This is a genomic window from Microbacterium sp. AC132, assembly GCF_979258525.1.
In genome coordinates this window covers 3,286,651-3,302,115 of sequence record NZ_OZ409862.1, presented here as the reverse complement: position 1 = coordinate 3,302,115, position 15,465 = coordinate 3,286,651, and the positions used below count along the sequence as shown (strand labels likewise).

General features: G+C 67.5%; 18 protein-coding genes and 2 pseudogenes. 10 read left to right on the top strand and 10 right to left on the bottom strand.

What is annotated here, in order from left to right; all coding sequences use genetic code 11:
- Positions 1-129 precede the first annotated feature (129 nt).
- Together ACZZZQ_RS15930 and ACZZZQ_RS15925 are read left to right on the top strand one after the other, a co-directional pair.
- Entirely contained in the window at positions 130-1,278 is a 1,149-nt protein-coding gene (locus tag ACZZZQ_RS15930; RefSeq protein ID WP_463507917.1) for a zinc-dependent alcohol dehydrogenase, read from the top strand.
- Between the two features lie 2 nt (positions 1,279-1,280).
- Positions 1,281-1,847 carry a hypothetical protein gene (locus tag ACZZZQ_RS15925; RefSeq protein ID WP_372983478.1) on the top strand — a complete coding sequence of 189 codons (567 nt, stop codon included), beginning with the start codon at positions 1,281-1,283 and terminating at the stop codon, positions 1,845-1,847.
- A gap of 24 nt (positions 1,848-1,871) precedes the next feature.
- On the opposite strand, the gene ACZZZQ_RS15920 is transcribed toward ACZZZQ_RS15925, so the two are convergent.
- The 3 genes and pseudogenes from ACZZZQ_RS15920 to ACZZZQ_RS15910 all read right to left on the bottom strand — a co-directional run.
- Positions 1,872-2,624, bottom strand: coding sequence for an MBL fold metallo-hydrolase (locus ACZZZQ_RS15920; RefSeq protein ID WP_463507916.1), 753 nt, complete (start codon positions 2,622-2,624; stop codon positions 1,872-1,874).
- 66 nt (positions 2,625-2,690) lie between these two features.
- Complete coding sequence (locus ACZZZQ_RS15915; RefSeq protein ID WP_463508104.1) at positions 2,691-3,128, bottom strand: alpha/beta fold hydrolase; 438 nt, start codon at positions 3,126-3,128, stop codon at positions 2,691-2,693.
- Positions 3,129-3,132: 4 nt separating this feature from the next.
- Positions 3,133-3,357: pseudogene (locus ACZZZQ_RS15910) on the bottom strand (alpha/beta fold hydrolase); the annotation flags it as partial.
- Between the two features lie 353 nt (positions 3,358-3,710).
- Between ACZZZQ_RS15910 and ACZZZQ_RS15905 the strand changes: the two are divergent.
- The 3 genes and pseudogenes from ACZZZQ_RS15905 to ACZZZQ_RS15895 all read left to right on the top strand — a co-directional run.
- Positions 3,711-3,875 (top strand): hypothetical protein, encoded by a 165-nt coding sequence (locus ACZZZQ_RS15905; RefSeq protein ID WP_463507915.1) that lies wholly within the window; start codon positions 3,711-3,713, stop codon positions 3,873-3,875.
- Positions 3,876-4,134: 259 nt separating this feature from the next.
- On the top strand, positions 4,135-4,635 hold the full coding sequence (locus ACZZZQ_RS15900) for a molybdopterin-dependent oxidoreductase (RefSeq protein WP_463507914.1): 501 nt from the start codon (positions 4,135-4,137) through the stop codon (positions 4,633-4,635).
- Positions 4,530-5,069: pseudogene (locus ACZZZQ_RS15895) on the top strand (FAD-binding oxidoreductase); the annotation flags it as partial. The gene ACZZZQ_RS15900 and the pseudogene ACZZZQ_RS15895, both read left to right, overlap by 106 nt.
- Before the next feature lie 26 nt (positions 5,070-5,095).
- Here ACZZZQ_RS15895 and ACZZZQ_RS15890 read toward each other — a convergent pair.
- Positions 5,096-5,314 carry a hypothetical protein gene (locus ACZZZQ_RS15890; RefSeq protein WP_463507913.1) on the bottom strand — a complete coding sequence of 73 codons (219 nt, stop codon included), beginning with the start codon at positions 5,312-5,314 and terminating at the stop codon, positions 5,096-5,098.
- A 41-nt stretch (positions 5,315-5,355) separates the two neighbouring features.
- Here ACZZZQ_RS15890 and ACZZZQ_RS15885 point away from each other — a divergent pair, with 41 nt between their 5' ends.
- Positions 5,356-5,643 carry a DUF6510 family protein gene (locus tag ACZZZQ_RS15885; RefSeq protein WP_463507912.1) on the top strand — a complete coding sequence of 96 codons (288 nt, stop codon included), beginning with the start codon at positions 5,356-5,358 and terminating at the stop codon, positions 5,641-5,643.
- Positions 5,644-5,665: 22 nt separating this feature from the next.
- Here ACZZZQ_RS15885 and ACZZZQ_RS15880 read toward each other — a convergent pair whose 3' ends face one another.
- From ACZZZQ_RS15880 to ACZZZQ_RS15870, 3 genes are all read right to left on the bottom strand, one after another.
- Entirely contained in the window at positions 5,666-6,013 is a 348-nt protein-coding gene (locus ACZZZQ_RS15880; RefSeq protein ID WP_463507911.1) for a hypothetical protein, read from the bottom strand.
- Between the two features lie 102 nt (positions 6,014-6,115).
- On the bottom strand, positions 6,116-6,844 hold the full coding sequence (locus ACZZZQ_RS15875; protein ID WP_463507910.1) for an ANTAR domain-containing protein: 729 nt from the start codon (positions 6,842-6,844) through the stop codon (positions 6,116-6,118).
- Positions 6,841-7,548 (bottom strand): GAF and ANTAR domain-containing protein, encoded by a 708-nt coding sequence (locus ACZZZQ_RS15870; protein WP_463507909.1) that lies wholly within the window; start codon positions 7,546-7,548, stop codon positions 6,841-6,843. Before ACZZZQ_RS15870 ends, ACZZZQ_RS15875 begins: the two co-directional genes overlap by 4 nt.
- Before the next feature lie 131 nt (positions 7,549-7,679).
- Between ACZZZQ_RS15870 and ACZZZQ_RS15865 the strand changes: the two genes are divergently transcribed.
- Genes ACZZZQ_RS15865 through ACZZZQ_RS15850 form a run of 4 tightly spaced genes read left to right on the top strand, consistent with a single transcriptional unit; the run spans position 7,680 to position 11,832 of the window.
- On the top strand, positions 7,680-8,609 hold the full coding sequence (locus ACZZZQ_RS15865; RefSeq protein ID WP_463507908.1) for a carbohydrate ABC transporter permease: 930 nt from the start codon (positions 7,680-7,682) through the stop codon (positions 8,607-8,609).
- Complete coding sequence (locus ACZZZQ_RS15860) at positions 8,609-9,568, top strand: carbohydrate ABC transporter permease (RefSeq protein ID WP_463507907.1); 960 nt, start codon at positions 8,609-8,611, stop codon at positions 9,566-9,568. Before ACZZZQ_RS15865 ends, ACZZZQ_RS15860 begins: the two co-directional genes overlap by 1 nt.
- Positions 9,569-9,617: 49 nt before the next feature.
- A complete protein-coding gene (locus tag ACZZZQ_RS15855) occupies positions 9,618-10,979 on the top strand; it encodes an ABC transporter substrate-binding protein (RefSeq protein WP_463507906.1) in 1,362 nt (453 codons plus the stop codon).
- A 46-nt stretch (positions 10,980-11,025) separates the two neighbouring features.
- Positions 11,026-11,832, top strand: a complete 807-nt coding sequence (locus tag ACZZZQ_RS15850; protein WP_463507905.1) for an SDR family oxidoreductase — start codon at positions 11,026-11,028, stop codon at positions 11,830-11,832.
- A gap of 13 nt (positions 11,833-11,845) precedes the next feature.
- Here ACZZZQ_RS15850 and ACZZZQ_RS15845 read toward each other — a convergent pair whose 3' ends face one another.
- The 3 genes from ACZZZQ_RS15845 to ACZZZQ_RS15835 all read right to left on the bottom strand — a co-directional run bounded on the left by ACZZZQ_RS15845 (position 11,846) and on the right by ACZZZQ_RS15835 (position 15,464).
- The gene (locus tag ACZZZQ_RS15845; RefSeq protein WP_463496841.1) at positions 11,846-12,175 is read right to left on the bottom strand and encodes a hypothetical protein; all 330 of its coding nucleotides are present in this window, start codon (positions 12,173-12,175) and stop codon (positions 11,846-11,848) included.
- A 90-nt stretch (positions 12,176-12,265) separates the two neighbouring features.
- Positions 12,266-12,943 (bottom strand): DUF6766 family protein, encoded by a 678-nt coding sequence (locus tag ACZZZQ_RS15840; RefSeq protein WP_295101365.1) that lies wholly within the window; start codon positions 12,941-12,943, stop codon positions 12,266-12,268.
- A 142-nt stretch (positions 12,944-13,085) separates the two neighbouring features.
- A complete protein-coding gene (locus ACZZZQ_RS15835) occupies positions 13,086-15,464 on the bottom strand; it encodes a glycoside hydrolase family 65 protein (RefSeq protein ID WP_463507904.1) in 2,379 nt (792 codons plus the stop codon).
- Position 15,465 lies beyond the last annotated feature (1 nt).

The window sequence follows — 15,465 nt, the reverse complement described above, 5'->3', positions numbered from 1 at the left end:
CCACGACGTCCGGTCGGGGTCGGCGCTGGGGGCCGACCCGACCGGCGGGGAGCCGACGGATAACCCGATAAGCGAGTCGAAGGAGCGCACGACCATGACCACACTGCACCGACAGACGGAGGCACCGAGATGAAGGCGATGGCCTACCGCGGCCCGTACAAGGTGCGGGTCGAAGAGAAACCGGAGCCACGCATCCAGCACCCGAACGACGCGATCGTCCGGGTGACGAGGGCGGCCATCTGCGGTTCCGACCTGCACCTGTTCCACGGCATGATGCCGGACACGCGCATCGGTCACACCTTCGGGCATGAGATCGTCGGCGTCGTCGAAGAGGTGGGCTCCTCGGTCCAGACCTTGCAGCGCGGCGATCGGGTCATGGTTCCCTTCAACATCTACTGCGGCTCGTGCTTCTTCTGCAGTCGCGGGCTCTTCTCGAACTGCCACAACGTGAATCCGAACGCGACCGCGGTCGGCGGGATCTACGGCTACTCGCACAGCACGGGAGGATACGACGGCGGTCAGGCGGAGTTCGTGCGCGTCCCGTTCGCCGACGTGGGCCCGTCCGTCATCCCCGACTGGCTGAGTTCGGAGGACGCCCTCCTGCTGACCGACGCGTTCTCGACCGGGTACTTCGGTGCCCAGCTCGGCGAGATCGCTCCGCTCGACACGGTCGTCGTCTTCGGCGCGGGTCCAGTCGGCCTGGCGGCCGCGCGTGCGGCGTGGTTCCTCGGCGCGGGACGCGTGATCGTCGTCGACCACATCGACTACCGACTCGAGAAGGCGCGCACGTTCGCCCACGCCGAGACCATTCATCTCGCCGAGGCGCGAGATATCGTGCTCGCGCTGAAGAAGGCGACGGGCTATCTGGGGGCCGACGTCGTGATCGACGCCGTGGGGGCAGAAGCGGACGGCAGCATCGTCCAGCACGTCACCGGCGCGAAGCTGAAGCTTCAGGGCGGGTCACCCGTCGCACTCAACTGGGCCATCGACTCCGTGCGCAAGGGCGGCACCGTCTCGGTCATCGGTGCCTACGGCCCGCTCACCTCGGCTGTACGCATGGGCGATGTCGTGAACAAGGGGCTCACCCTCCGCGCGAATCAGGCTCCGGTCAAGCGCCAGTGGCCACGGCTGCTCGAACACATCAGGGACGGCCATGTGCGCCCGTCGGAGCTTCTCACCCACCGGTTCCCGTTGGAGCACATCGCGGAGGCCTATCACGTGTTCTCCGCCAAGCTGGACGACTGCGTCAAACCGCTCGTGGTCGTCGGAGAGGAGTGATCATGCCTTACACGGCCGATCGTCCGGGCCTCGCGCCCTCCGCGGACGAGCTGCGCGAGCGGATCCCCGGATGGGGCGCCGATCTCGACCCTGAGCACCGCAGAACCTGGGACCAGCGGGATGACCTTCCGGACACGGGGGCTCGGTGGACGTTCCCCGAGCGTCAGGACGAAGACCCCCGGCGGGAGAAGTCGATCGAGCATTCGATGCTCCCTCCCGTGTTCGGCACCGCCCAGCCGCTGCACGGGGTCTCCGGCGTGATCCGTCGATTCGCGTACGACCGGTTCAGTGAGACGAAGAACACCCGGTGGCTGCTGCTCGTGCTCGGCGACCGGATCGATGCCGTCACCGCTCACGCCAGGTCCTTCCTCACGACCCGGCCGGACGATCCCGTGACCCTGACCGGTGTGACCTCCGAACCGCGCCACCGCCCGATCGCATCTCGATTCGGACGCGGACGCCGCGATCTGCGGCACGCCTGGCTCGACCCCATCATCGTCGCGGGCCCGTGGATCCTCGCCGTCGCGGCGACTGCGGCAGCGGTGCAGCGCGCCCGTCGATCGCGCTGAGCACGGATGGCGCGGCGCCCGTCTTCAGTGGGCGCCGCGTCGTGCGGCTTCCGCGACCGCCGCCGCGATCCCGTCGCGCCAGGGCACGCCGTGTCCGGGCAGCACGAGCTGAGCCGACGTCTCGGCGAGTGTGTCGAGCGAGGCGAGCGCCCGTGCGGTGTCGGCGGTCGCGGCGCGCGCGATGATCTGGGGACCTGCCTCGCCGGTGTAGGGATCGAGGGTCACGAGCGCGTCGCCCGAGAGCAGGATCCCCTCGTCCTCGAAGAACACGGCGCAGTGCCCTGCCGTGTGACCGGGAGTCCAGAGCGCGGTCGGCGCACCGGGGGCGTCGACGGGCTGCCCGTGGTGGATCCGACCGAGGGCGTCCACGCCGCGCACGCCGAGCGCCCCGTGCGCCGCCATCCGAGCGATCACGGGGATGCCGCGCGGGTGCGAGAGCAGATACGGCACCCGCGGACTCGCAGGTCGATAGCTGTACGGATGCCGGGCGAGGCGCGCGTCCGCGGAATGCACGAGCACCGTCGCCCCGTGAGCGCGGATGCTCGAGGCGACTCCTAAGTGATCGAAGTGCCCGTGGGTGAGGATGACCGCGTCGATGTCCGACTCGCGGGCGCCCAGGTGTTCGAGCAGCGCGTGCAGCGGTCGTCGACTGCCGGGCAGTCCTGCGTCGACGAGCGTGAGTCCATCGCCTGTCTTGATCAGGTAGCAGTTCACCTCGGCGACCGATACGCAGAAGAAGCCGGGTGCCACCTCGGTGAAGGATCGAGTGCGATTCATGCGGCCACGCTACGAATCCCGACTCTCGTCGGAGACGGTCTTGACATCGCGCTGATCGAAGGAGCACTATCGGCGCGGCGACTCCGACGGTCGCCCCGACCGCCATCCCGGTGTCGGTTCCAGAATGCTGTCTGCAACCGCATCCGGCGCAGATCGCTGTACGACGTGATGTCTGCCGGGAATCGCGACGATGTCCGCGTCGCGGGCGCTCGACACGAGGCGATCGCACCACGCGGCACCGGCGATCGGGTCCTTCGCTCCGCGGAGGACGAGCAGCGGCACGGTGAGACTCCCCACCCGATCCTCGGTGGGATAACGCAGCATATGGGCAGCCTGTCGCAGATACCAGCGCGGGCCGCACCTCACGTAGTCGCTGAAGACGATGACGTTCGTGGCCGGGGTCTCCCCCAACGTGTCGACAGCCAGCGCACGCGCCTGTGCGCCGAGGCTGCGCGTCGTCGACGACCGGCCCGATCGCGACCACTCGGGCGATCCGCGCCGGATGGCGAACCGCGGTCTCGACGGCCCACTGGACTCCCATCGAGTGGCCGACGAGAACCACCGGGCGGCTGCTCACTGCGACCACCAGCTCTCGGATGGCGTCGGCCATCTCTTCGATCGTGATGTCGTGACCGGGCTTGGGGAGCCCCCCGAACCCCGGCAGGTCGAGGGACACGACGCGAACCGACCGAGCGAGCACGCGGTGCAGTCGCGCGAAGTAGCGGTGAGACATCCCGATGCCGTGGATCAGCACGATCGTCTCGGTCGCGTCATCCGCCCGGCTCTCGATCACGCGGAACCGCATCCCGCGAACGGTCAGCGTGCGTTCGGATCCGAGTGGAGTAGGGCGGGTTCCCCGACTCCGAGCTGGCCGCCAACCTCGTCTACACTCCGTTCCCGAACCCCGGCGCTGAGGACGGCACGGACGTCTCGGTCAAGGTCGAGGCTTTCCCGCAGGTCTTCGCTGCCGGCATCGACCCCGCCATCTCCGAGGTCCTCGCCGTCGCACAGCGCCCCCTCGCAGCCCTTGCGTTCAGCGAGGCCGCACCGGTCGCTGCGTGGAAGACCAAGCCTGCCTTCGGCATCGTGTCCGCTGCCGACCACACCATCAACCCGGACGTCGAGCGCTTCGGCTACACCCGCGGCAACTTCCGTCGCGTCATCGAACTCGACGCACCGCACCTCGTGATGCGCGCCCTCCCCCAGGACGTCATCCAGTTCACCGTCGAGGCGGCTGCCGAGGTCGTCTGACCTCTCGAGGGCGGAGACGCCGTCCGGCGCTCTCCGCCCTCGAATGGTGCGACACCGCGCCCCACGGTCCTAGAATCGGGGCGACCCGCGCGTGCCGCGTTCGACACCTGCAGGAGGCGTCCGCCCGTTCAATCGGGTGGAATGAGTGGGACCAACGAAAGAAGGCGATCATGGCTGTGATCTCCCGCGGCTTCGGCGCCCGGCGACGCGAGTCGGATGACCGGCTCCCCCGGGTCAGTACCTCACCGAGGACTTCCCGGTGCTCTCGGCCGGACCGACACCCCGAGTCCCGACCGACACCTGGGAGTTCGCGGTCGTCGGGCTCGACGGCATTCGCCGCACCTGGTCGTGGGATGAGCTGCAGGCGCTCCCGATCGATACGATCACCACCGACATCCACTGCGTGACGCGGTGGTCGAAGCTGGGCACGCAGTGGCGCGGAGTCTCGCTCGATCATCTGCTGCAGGATGCCGGAGACGGCGACTTCACCCGGGTCTTCTCCTACGGCGGGTACACGACGAATGTTCCCCGCGCCGACCTGACCGGCGGCAAGGCGTGGATCGCATTCGAGTTCGAGGGCGAGCCGCTCGCCGCAGAGCACGGCGGCCCCGCCCGGCTCCTCGTCCCCCACCTCTACTTCTGGAAATCCGCGAAGTGGGTCCACGGCCTGGATCTTCTCGAGAACGACGAACCGGGGTTCTGGGAGCAGAACGGATACAACATGTACGGCGATCCGTGGAAAGAGGAGCGTTACTGGTGACCTCGTCGTCGCTGTGGTTTGTCGCCAGTGTCATCGAGGTCCGACGAGCCACACCCCATGGCCGCGTGCTCTCCCTCCGGGTCGACGGGTGGCCGGGGAATCTCGCCGGACAGCACGTCGACGTGCGTTTGACCGCTGAGGACGGCTATCAGGCCGTGCGGTCGTACTCGCTCGCATCGTCCGGAGAGGGTGACGTGCTCGAGCTGGCCGTCGACGAGGTGCCGGATGGCGAGGTCTCTCCGTATCTCGTCGAGGACGTCCGGCCCGGCGACGAGCTGGAGGTCCGCGGTCCGATCGGCGCCTACTTCGTGTGGACCCCTGCCCAGCCCGAGCCCGTTCAGCTCATCGCGGGCGGTTCAGGGATAGTGCCGCTCCTCGCGATGGCCCGGGAGCATGCGCGCTCGGCCAGCTCCGCACCGATGCGGCTCCTGTACGCGGTGCGTTCCGCGGACGATGCTTTCTACGCGGCCGAACTGGGCGATCTCGCCGACGACGCCTTCAGCGTCGACTGGGCGTACAGCCGCTCGGCACCGGTCGGCTTCGCTCGCCCCGCGGGCAGGGGGATGCCGCGACGCTCGAGGCCTCGGCCATCCCCGCTGCGCAGCGCCCCTCGGTGTACGTCTGCGGGCCGACCGGCTTCGTCGAGGCGGTCGCCGATCTGCTCGTCGCGGCGGGGCATCCGCCCGACCGCATCCGTACCGAGCGTTTCGGAGGTGCCTGATGGACGCTGCCCACCCCGGCCATCGCACGAGAGTCGACGGCAACGCCGCTGGCGGGATCCTGATCGAGGTGTTCGGCAGGGACATGACCGGTGCTCGGGCCACCTGCACGCGCTGCGATCGCAAGGCCGTGCTCGGCGACGCCGTCGCAGAACTGGATCCGGCCGGCGTGATCCTCTTGTGTCGCGGATGCGGACACACCCTGTTGACCTGTATTCAGATCGACGGGCGGTACTCGCTCGATGTCGGGGCTCTGTCCCGCCTGGAGTGGGCCTCCGACGGCGACTAGCTCGCTCGTCGGCGGCCGGCGCTCAGACGGGGCCCGGGTCGCATTCGGCGTCGAACACCTCACGGACGTCGTCAGGCTCGAACGCCGTGGTCGCCGTCGGCACAACCGCCAGAGCACGGGCCCGGATCCCCTCAGCTGCGCCATCATCGTCCTCGATCTGCGGCGACAACTCCGCGTGCGCCACCGCGATCGGCAGCATGGCACCGAGCGTCACCCGCACACTCGACCGACCGCCCGCGGGGCCGACGACGGGGATCTCCACGACATCCGAGCGCCGCTCCTCGGCCAAGGCCTTCCAGTACTCCAGCACCGCGTCTGCGGTCGCGTCACCCGTCAGGTAGGTGCCGACCTGGGTGATGAGGGACTTCATGATCACTCCCGGGACTCTCGACGGTTGCATTTCCGCTACCGGGTCCGGGGCAGCGATTTCACGCTAGGCCCGATCGTGTGCGAGGTCGACCCCCTTGCGCTTTCAGGATTCAGGTGATTCAAGCCTGATGTCCCGCCGCACGATGCGTTCAGCCACCTCGCTCAGACGCAGGCCGCGGTCACGGGCGAAGGTGCGCATGAGCGTGAAGGCATCGGGGATCGGCACCCCCGCCGTGAACGAGACAACACCCTTGGCCTGCTCGATCATCACCCGGCTGTTCAGTGCGGTCTGCAGTTGCGACGACAGCGATTCCTGCTCTCGGAGGCTGCGCTCGTGCAGGATCCCGATCGTTGCCACATCGGCGAACGCTCGCGCCGCGGAGAGGTCTTCAGGGGGCGGCGACCCGGTATCGGATCGGAGCAGGTTGAGGGTGCCGATCGTCGTGTTCCGCAGCCGCATCGGTATCGCCTCGATCGACGCGAAGCCGTTCTCCAACGCCGCCTGGCGGAAGACCGGCCACTTCTCTGAACCGGCGGCTATGTCGGGAACCGACACCGCCGTCCCTGTCACGAAGCACTCGATGCAGGGCCCTGCCTCCGCACCGAGTTGGATCACCTCGACGAGTTCCGTCGCCTCGCTCGTGGATGCGACGAGTTCGAGATCACCCGCGGGGTCGGCGAGAAGGATGCCGGCGTCACTCGCGTCCAGCAGCTCCTGGCACGCATCCACGAGTGTCTGCAGCAGGTCCACGACGTCGTAGTCGTCGACCATCGTGTCCGCGAGCGTGGCGAAGAGCTCCAGCAACCGAGCTTCGCGCGTGGGCGCGGTCATGACCCCGCCTCGATGCCGCCTGACGTGCGCGAGAAGCGGAGAGTACCGTCGACTACCGCCTGCGCGACCTCCATGACGCGCTGCCCGGTCGAGAACGCCCGCGCCTGAAGCATGAGCAGCGCGTCGTCCGGACCGATGTCGAGTTGCGCGAGAACGATGCCGGTCGCCTGGTGCACGGTTCGTCGAGAGTAGATGCCCGTCTGCGCGTCGTTGTCCGCGAAGTCCGACAGCGCGTCCCTCAGCACATGCCGGCTCACCACATCCGCCATGGCGCGCGCCTGCGTGCACTCGCTCGGAGTGAGCGCCACGGGTGCTGTCGAGTAGAGGTCGACCGCCCCCATCTTGATCTCGCCGACCGACAGCGGGAAGGCGAACATCGACGCGACCTCCGCGTCGTCCTCCACAGCCGAGGCGAAGGCGGGCCACCGAGAGACGCCGCGGTGCCGGAAGTCGGGCTCGAGGACAGCGGCAGAGGTGCGCATGGCCTCCCAGCACGGGCCTTCGCCGAGGTCGAACTGGAGCTCATCCAGGCGTGCCGCCACGTCGTCGGTCGCGGAGATCGTCTCGCTCCCGAGCACGTCCCCTACGGTCGAGACCGCGGCACCCGTGACCGGGAACCGATCGACGAAGAAACCACTGAGCGCGTCCAGCTGACGACCGGAGCGCTCCAGATCGTTCAGCGCATCGTCGAATGACTCACTCATAGTGCTCTTCACGATACCGCCACCGGACTGCCCGCGCGATGGAGGCACCTACGAAGTCCGAGAGTTGCACAACAACCGGTCGGTGACAAGCCCCGGGCCGGTTTCTCCCCGCGCGTCTAACTTCTCGTCTCATGAAGACGGCACACCCGCAGCGACGGCAGCGCGATCCGTACAACAGGCGTGAGGTCCTGGCCGGATACCTGTTCATCTCGCCATGGATCCTGGGATTCCTGATCTTCACGGCGGGTGCGATGACGTACAGCCTCTACATCTCGTTCAGCAACTACAACCTCGCCACCAACTCGGCGCGTCCGATCGGCATCGCCAACTACGCCGAGCTCTTCGACGACCCTCGGGTGGGGCTCTCGCTCGCCAACACGCTGTTCTACGTCGTGATGGCCGTGCCTCTCGAGATCATCTTCGCGCTCGTCCTCGCACTGCTGCTCAACCGGGTGGGCCGCGGCGCCGGCTTCTTCCGCGTGCTCTACTACCTGCCCAAGATGACCCCCGCCGTCGCCACGGCCGCCGTCTTCTTCCTCCTGCTCAACGGCAACTCGGGGGCGATCAACCAGTTCCTCCGCGTGTTCGGCCTCTCGGGGCCGCAGTGGCTGGTCGACCCGGCATGGGTCAAACCGAGCATCGTCATCATGACGCTGTGGACGGTCGCCGGAACGATGGTCATCTTCCTCGCCGCGCTCAAGAACGTGCCGATCGAACTCTACGAGGTGGCGTCGCTCGACGGCGCGGGGCCCATCCGCCGGTTCTTCTCGATCACTCTGCCGATGATCTCGGGAGCGATGTTCTTCAACGTCATCGTCCTCTCGATCGCGGCCTTCCAGATCTTCGACCAGGCCTATCTGCTGTTCTGGCGAGATCAGAGCAACGCCTCCCCCGAGGCATCGCTGTTCTATGCCATCTACCTGTTCCAGCAGGCCTTCCGCCAGTTCGACTTCGGCTTCGCGGCCGCGATGGCCTGGCTGCTGTTCGTGATCATCATGCTGATCACGCTCATCCAGGTGAAGGTCGGCAACCGCTTCGTCTACTACGAGGGAGACCGCTGATGTCGACGACGATCCGACCTGTCCCGCTCACCCCGCCTCCCGGACCGGAACCCCGCACCGACACGGTCTCGGTCACGACCCCGGGGCAGCCGCGCAGACGTCGACGCCTCGCTCGACCGAAGAGCCTGGTCGCACGCATCCTGCTGAGGACCGTTCTGATCGGCTTCGGCCTGCTGTTCCTCTACCCCTTCGTCTGGTTGATCGCCGCGAGCCTGAAGCCCCGGGGAGAGGTGTTCGACAACAGTCTCTTCCCGCGCACGTTCGTTCCCGAGAACTACATCGAGGTGTGGAATCAGCTGCCGTTGCTGAGCTGGGTATGGAACAGCGTCGCCATCGCCCTGCTCGCTGCGGGCACCGTCGCCATCTCGAGCTCGATCGTGGCCTTCGGGTTCGCCTACTTCCGATTCCCGGGCCGCAAGCTGCTGTTCGGACTGGTGCTGGCGACGATGATGCTGCCGGGAGCGGTGACGATGATCCCGGTCTACCTCATCTGGAAGCAGACCGGCATGCTCGGCACCTGGGTTCCGCTGTGGGGTATGAACCTGTTCGGCTCCGCCTTCTACATCTTCCTGCAGCGCCAGTTCTTCCTCGGACTTCCCCGAGAGCTGTTCGAGGCCGCGCGGCTCGACGGAGCGAGCGCCTGGGGCCTGTTCTGGCGCATCGCGATGCCGCTCTCGATCCCGTCGTTCGTGATCGTGTTCCTCTTCGAGTTCCAGGCCAGCTGGAACAACCTGCAGGCTTCGCTGATCTACCTCAATGCCGGGTCCGTCGACGAGTTCACCGCGCCTCTCGGCATCGCCTACGCGATGACGAAGTACAGCCCGACGGCCGGTGGTCACGGCGACTACCAGTACGTGATGGTGGCATCGCTCATCGTGACCCTGCCGATGCTGCTGCTCTTCGCCTTCGGCCAGCGGTATTTCATCGAGGGCGTCGCGACGCAGGGGCGCAAGGGCTGATCCCGATCCCGCAGGGCGGGTATCCGCCCCCACATGAATGGAGAACGACATGAAGACACGAATCCTCGGAGCCGCCGCCGCCGTGACGGCATCCGCTCTGCTGCTCAGCGGGTGCGGCGGGGGAAGCGGCGAGAGCGCCGCAGAGTCGGTCGACTTCGGCGCGGACGCCACCGGAACCCTGAAGGCCTGGGGTTTCGAGAACGCCGATGATGTCGGCACCTCGCGCATGGACTATGCCGCCGAGCAGCTCTCGGACGTCGAGGTCGACCTCGACGCCACGGCGTTCGACGCGCAGAAGTTCACCACCCGCATCGCGAGCGGCGATGTGTCCGATGTCGTGCAGATGGACCGACGCTACGTCACGACGTATGCGGCACAGGACCTGATCATGCCGTTGGACGCGTGCTTCGAGGCGCACGACGTCTCGCCGCGCGATCACTGGTATCCCTTCGTCGTCGACGATGTGACGTACGAGGACGGCGTGTGGGCCGTGCCGCAGTTCTACCAGCCGCCGGCGATCCTGCTGAACAAGGCGGTGCTCGCCGAGGCCGGTGTCTCGGCTGAGGAGTTCGACACGTCGAAGCCGGATGCCCTGATGGGAGCGATCGAGAAGATCTACCAGGAGTCGGGAGGAGTGCCGACCCGCCTGGGCTTCGACCCGGTCGCGACCGGCCAGGGCGGGCTCTGGGTGCTGGCGATGGGCGGGCAGCTCAACGATGAAGAAGGGGCTCCCACGCTCGACGATCCGAGCAACGTCGCCGGGCTGGAGATGCTGAAGGAGATCACGGACGCCCAGGGCGGATTCGCGTCGGTGAAGAGCTTCACCGACTCCTTCGACACCTTCGGCGACAACAACCAGTACGTGGCGGGACAGGTCGGCGGGCAGGTCAACGCCCAGTGGTACCCCAACGTGCTCTCCCCGTATGTCGACCAGCTCGAGCTCGAAGCGGTCCCGTTCCGCTCATCGGACGGCGAGCCTTTCTCGGTCGCGTCAGGCACGGCGTTCGTGATCCCGGTCGGTGCGGAGAACCCCGCAGCTGCCTGCGCATGGATGGTGGAACTCACCTCCGACGACGCCTGGAACGCGGCCGGCGAGGCGCGCGCCGAGGTCCGCGAGCAGGACGGCGGCATCAACACCGGCCTCTTCACCGGGTCGCCGGCATCTGACCAGGAGATCCGCGATCAGTGGGTCACCGAGAGCGGCAACGCCGGATTCGATCAGGTGATCTCGACCTACTACGACGTCGTCGAGTACGGAGAGTCGTTCGGCTCGTCGCCCGCCGGTCAGGAGATCCAGAACGAGCTCAACAACGCCATCACTGCGGCGCTGCTCGGCGACAAGTCCATCGAGGATGCCCTGGCTGACGCGCAGGACGCGGCGATGCGCGCATACGAGAAGACGGCCGGCTGATCGCCAGGCCCGGTGGATGAGAAGACCCGACGATGAGGAGAACGGCATGATCGACCACGCACACACACCCCGTAGGGCGATCGTCACCGCCGGCGATTCGGGAATCGGACGCGCCACGGCGGTGGCGCTCGCCACCGCCGGGATGGACGTGGCGATCACGTGGCATTCCGATCAGGCGGGTGCCGAGCAGACCGCCGAGGAGGTTCGCACCCACGGAGCGCGCGCGATCACGGGGCAGCTCGACGTCGCCGACATCCCCGCGTGCGGCGACGTGATCGACGGTCTGATCGCGGAGCTGGGCGGCCTCGACGTCTTCGTGAACAACGCGGGGACGGGGACGTCGACTCCGTTCCTCGACCTCGCATTGGATGACTGGAACCACGTCATCGACACCGACCTCACCGGCGCCTTCGTATGCCTGCAGCGCGCCGCGCGCGCGATGGTCGCGGCGGGCAGCGGAGGCCGTCTGATCGCCGTGACCAGCGTGCACGCGCATCAGCCGATGGTCGGTTCGAGCGCGTACGACGCCGCGAAACACGGACTCGACGGACTGATGAAGAACCTCGCCCTCGAGCTGGGCTCGGCGGGGATCAGCGCGGTCAGCGTCGCCCCCGGTGAGATCGCGACCCCGATGACCGGGCAGACGGATGTGGATCCTCACACGCAGGACCGTCCCGGCATCCCGCTGGGACGCCCGGGGGACGCACGCGAGGTCGCCGCGCTGATCGCCTTCCTCGCGTCGCCGCTGGCCGCCTACATCTCCGGAGCATCGGTGGTGATCGACGGAGGGATGCTGCAGATGGGGCCGCAGGCCGGCGCGAGCATCGAGTCGCACGAGTGGCGCAAGGCCTGAGCCCCGCGCGCAGCTAGATCTCCTCAGTGGTCTCGAGGAGCCACGGGGGCTCCGTCTCGGTCACGACGGTGGAGCGCGACGACGCGATGCGGTCGCGCATCTCCTGCACGGTCTCCCCGTTGTCCGGCTCCTCGAGCTGGGAATTGGTCGACTCGACCATGAGCTCGGTGCTCGGGGTGAGCAGGAAAGACGCGTCGACGATGTTCCCGTCCGGGCTGACGACCCGCAGCGTCACCGTGTCGGCACTCCCCTCACTCGCCAGCACCCGGGCGTAGTCCATCAGCGTGTCCGCCGCGTCATCACCCACGAGAACCGACTTCTCGGCGTACTTCACGTGCTTCATCATCCGCTCCTCTCGATCGGTTTCGTGCCAGGCAACCCTTCCGACTTCGCTGCAGACAGGGGCTTGACGATCGACGCGAGAAGGTCCTCGCTACTCGGACTCGACGCTGCTCACGTGATGCGGCACGCCGACGGGCTTCGACTCGCTCGAGCCGCGCTGCCGCAGATAGATCGAGAAGGCGACCATCGCGCCGACAGCCAGGAACTCCGACTGCCAGTTCTGCAGCGTGCGGTTCCAGAACTCCGCCGAGACGACATAGTCGATCCACGTCTCCGGTGGCAGGCCGTGCTGCGCGTTCTGCTCGTTGGCGACGACATGGCCGGCGAGCGACTGGGCGAGCCACGAGAGCAGGAAGATCGTTCCCATCGCGAGCAGAAGCGAGTTGGAGTAGATCCACCCGCGCAGTCCGTGCACCTTCGCCCAGCGCGGGGAGTCGACATGCGCGTGCTCTCCGACGAGTTGATCGGCGTCCGACCCCACTCCCTCGTCGCCCGGCTTCTTGGATTCAGGTGATCCTCGCTGGATGAACCAGATGGTCGCGAGGATGAAGAGGAAGAACTGCAGGAACTCCGACTGCCAGTTCTCCGCCACATCGACGAGGAAGTCGGAGGAGGTGATGAACTCCAGATACGGAGTGGGCGGCTGACCGTGCTGAGCCAGCTCCTGATTGTTGTAGGCGTGTCCCGCGATCGACTGCCCGATCAGGCTGAGCGCGAAGATCGCGAGGAAGACGAGGCTGAGTCCCCCGTCTCTGACGAAGCGACGCATCTCGTTCACTTCCCCGTCAGAGGCAGGGCGATCATGGTCGCCAGCCCGACCACGATGATGAGCGTCCATGACCAGAACGCGATTCGCATCGATGCGCGACCGATGGTTCGATCCGACATGACTGTCTCCTCTCTCTGTCACGTCAGGCGCTGAACGCCTCGAGCGCCGGTCGGGGCGCTCGTCCTCGAGGCTGCCGGGGCTGCGGCCCCCGCGACTGCAGTGGTGGAATCCCTCTGGTGACGGGATGTCCGGCGTCGAGCGTCACCTGCTCGTCGTAGTGGGTGATGGTGACCGGGTCGCCCGCGGCGAGCCGATAGGTGGCCTCCGCCTGGCGGACATCGACACGCAGGACGCAGCCGTGGATGCGCACCCCGAACTCGAGCCCGTCGATCTCGGACGGAAGACGCGGGCAGAACCGCAGGCCGCTGTCGCTGTCGCGCATCCCGCCGAAGCCCGCGGTGATGGCCGTCCAGACCCCCGCGAGAGCGGCGACATGAAGCCCCTGACCGGTGTTGCCATGAAGGTCGTCGAGATCGAGAGTCGCGACCTCGGCGAGGTAGTCGAGCGCGAGATCCAGGTGACCGACCTCTGCGGCGACCACGGCCTGCGCCGCCGCCGACAGCGATGAGTCCCGCACGGTGATCGCCTCGTAATACTCGAACGCACGCTCCTTCTGCTCCGCGGTGAACGACTCATGCGAGAAGAACAGGGCGAGCACCAGATCGGCCTGCTTCACGACCTGCTTGCGGTAGAGGTCGAAGTACGGGAAGTGGTCGTGCAGCAGGTATTCGTCCGGCGCCGTCGACTCGAAGTTCCACCGTTCGAGGTCGGTGTAGCCGGCGGACTGCGGGTGCACGCCCCGTTCGTCATCGAAGGGCACCGTCATCGCCGCGGCAGCGAGTTCCCACCTCGCGATCTCGTCGTCTACGACCTCGAGCTCCGACGCGACCTCCGGATGCCGTCGGGCCGCGGCCGCCGCCCCTTGAAGGTTCTTCCGGGCTGCCAGGTTCGTGAAGACGTTGTCGTTCGCGATGGCCGAGTACTCGTCCGGCCCCGTGACGCCGTCGATGTGGAAGCCTCCGTGCGAGTCCCACCGACCGAGCGAGGCCCAGAGGCGAGCGGTCTCGACCAGGATCTCGAGGCCGGCCTCCCGTTCGAAGTCGATATCGCCCGTCGCCCGCACGTAGTGCAGAACCGCTCCGGCCACATCGGCGTTGATGTGGAACGCGGCCGTGCTGGCAGGCCAGTACCCCGACGACTCTCTGCCGTCGATGGTCCGCCACGGCAATGCGGCACCCTGCAGATGCAGTTGCGCCGCCCTGTCACGAGCGCGATCGAGCACGGAATGTCGCCACCGCAGCGCCTGTTCGGCGGCGTGCGGGAGGGTAGAGGTGAGGACGGGGAGCACGAACGCCTCGAAGTCCCAGAAGGTGTGCCCCTCGTATCCGGAGCCGGTCAGCCCCTTTCCCGGAACGGATCGCAATTCCATGCGGGTGGAGGCCTGGAACACCTGGAAGAGCGCGAAGCGCACGGCCTGCTGCAGCCGTGCCGGTCCGTCGACGCGCACGTCGGCGCACTCCCAGAAGTCGTCCAGCCGCGCCCGTTGATCGGCGACCAGTGCGTCCCATCCGGCCCGCAGCGCGTCGCCGACCGCCGTCTCGGCCCGGTCGCGCAGGGCGGCGGTCGAGAGGTCGGACGAGAATTCATGACCGACGAGCTTGACGATCTCGAGCGTCTCTCCGGCAGCCAGCGATGCGTGAACCGTGGTGCGCGCACGGTCGCCCGTCGCATCGACATCCGTCTCGACGCTCGGCTCGCTCCGGGGAGAACCGCTCACGCGATGGTCCATCGCGACAGCGGTCGTGAGCCCGCTCTTCCTCGTGCGATGTACGAGGGTGGCGGCAGCCGCGTCGGCTGCCGCGGCCACCCCCTCGAGCGGCTCGCTCAGCAGCTCCTGCACCCGGGGGTCGTCGTGCGTGATCGGCAGCGGCTCGTTCGCCAGCAGGTCGGAGATGACGGTGACCTCCGCCGGACCGCCGAGCGCCTGCACACGGTAGTGCACCGCTGCGACGGAGCGGTGCGCGAAGGAGACGATCCTCGTCGACCGGATCCGCACCCGCTGGCCGGTCGGACTGGTCCACTCGACCTCGCGTTCGAGAGTTCCCGCGCGGAAGTCGAGACGACGGGTGTGCGACGTGAGCGATCCACGACGGACATCGAACGGCTCGTCCCCGACGATCAGCCGGATGAGCTGGCCGTTGGCCGCGTTGATCACGCTCTGCCCGCACTCGGGGTAGCCGTATCCCTCTTCGGCATACGGCATCGGGTGCTCTTCGAAGAGGCCGTTCAGATAGCTTCCCGCGACGCCGCGCGGGTCGCCTTCGTCGAGGTTCCCCCGCCAGCCCACATGACCGTTCGAGAGTCCGAAGACGGACTCCTCATGGGCGAGGTTCTCGACGTCGATGCCGTCGGCACCGATGCTCCACTCGTCGATATCGAATCGCGGCCGCGTCCTGCTCATG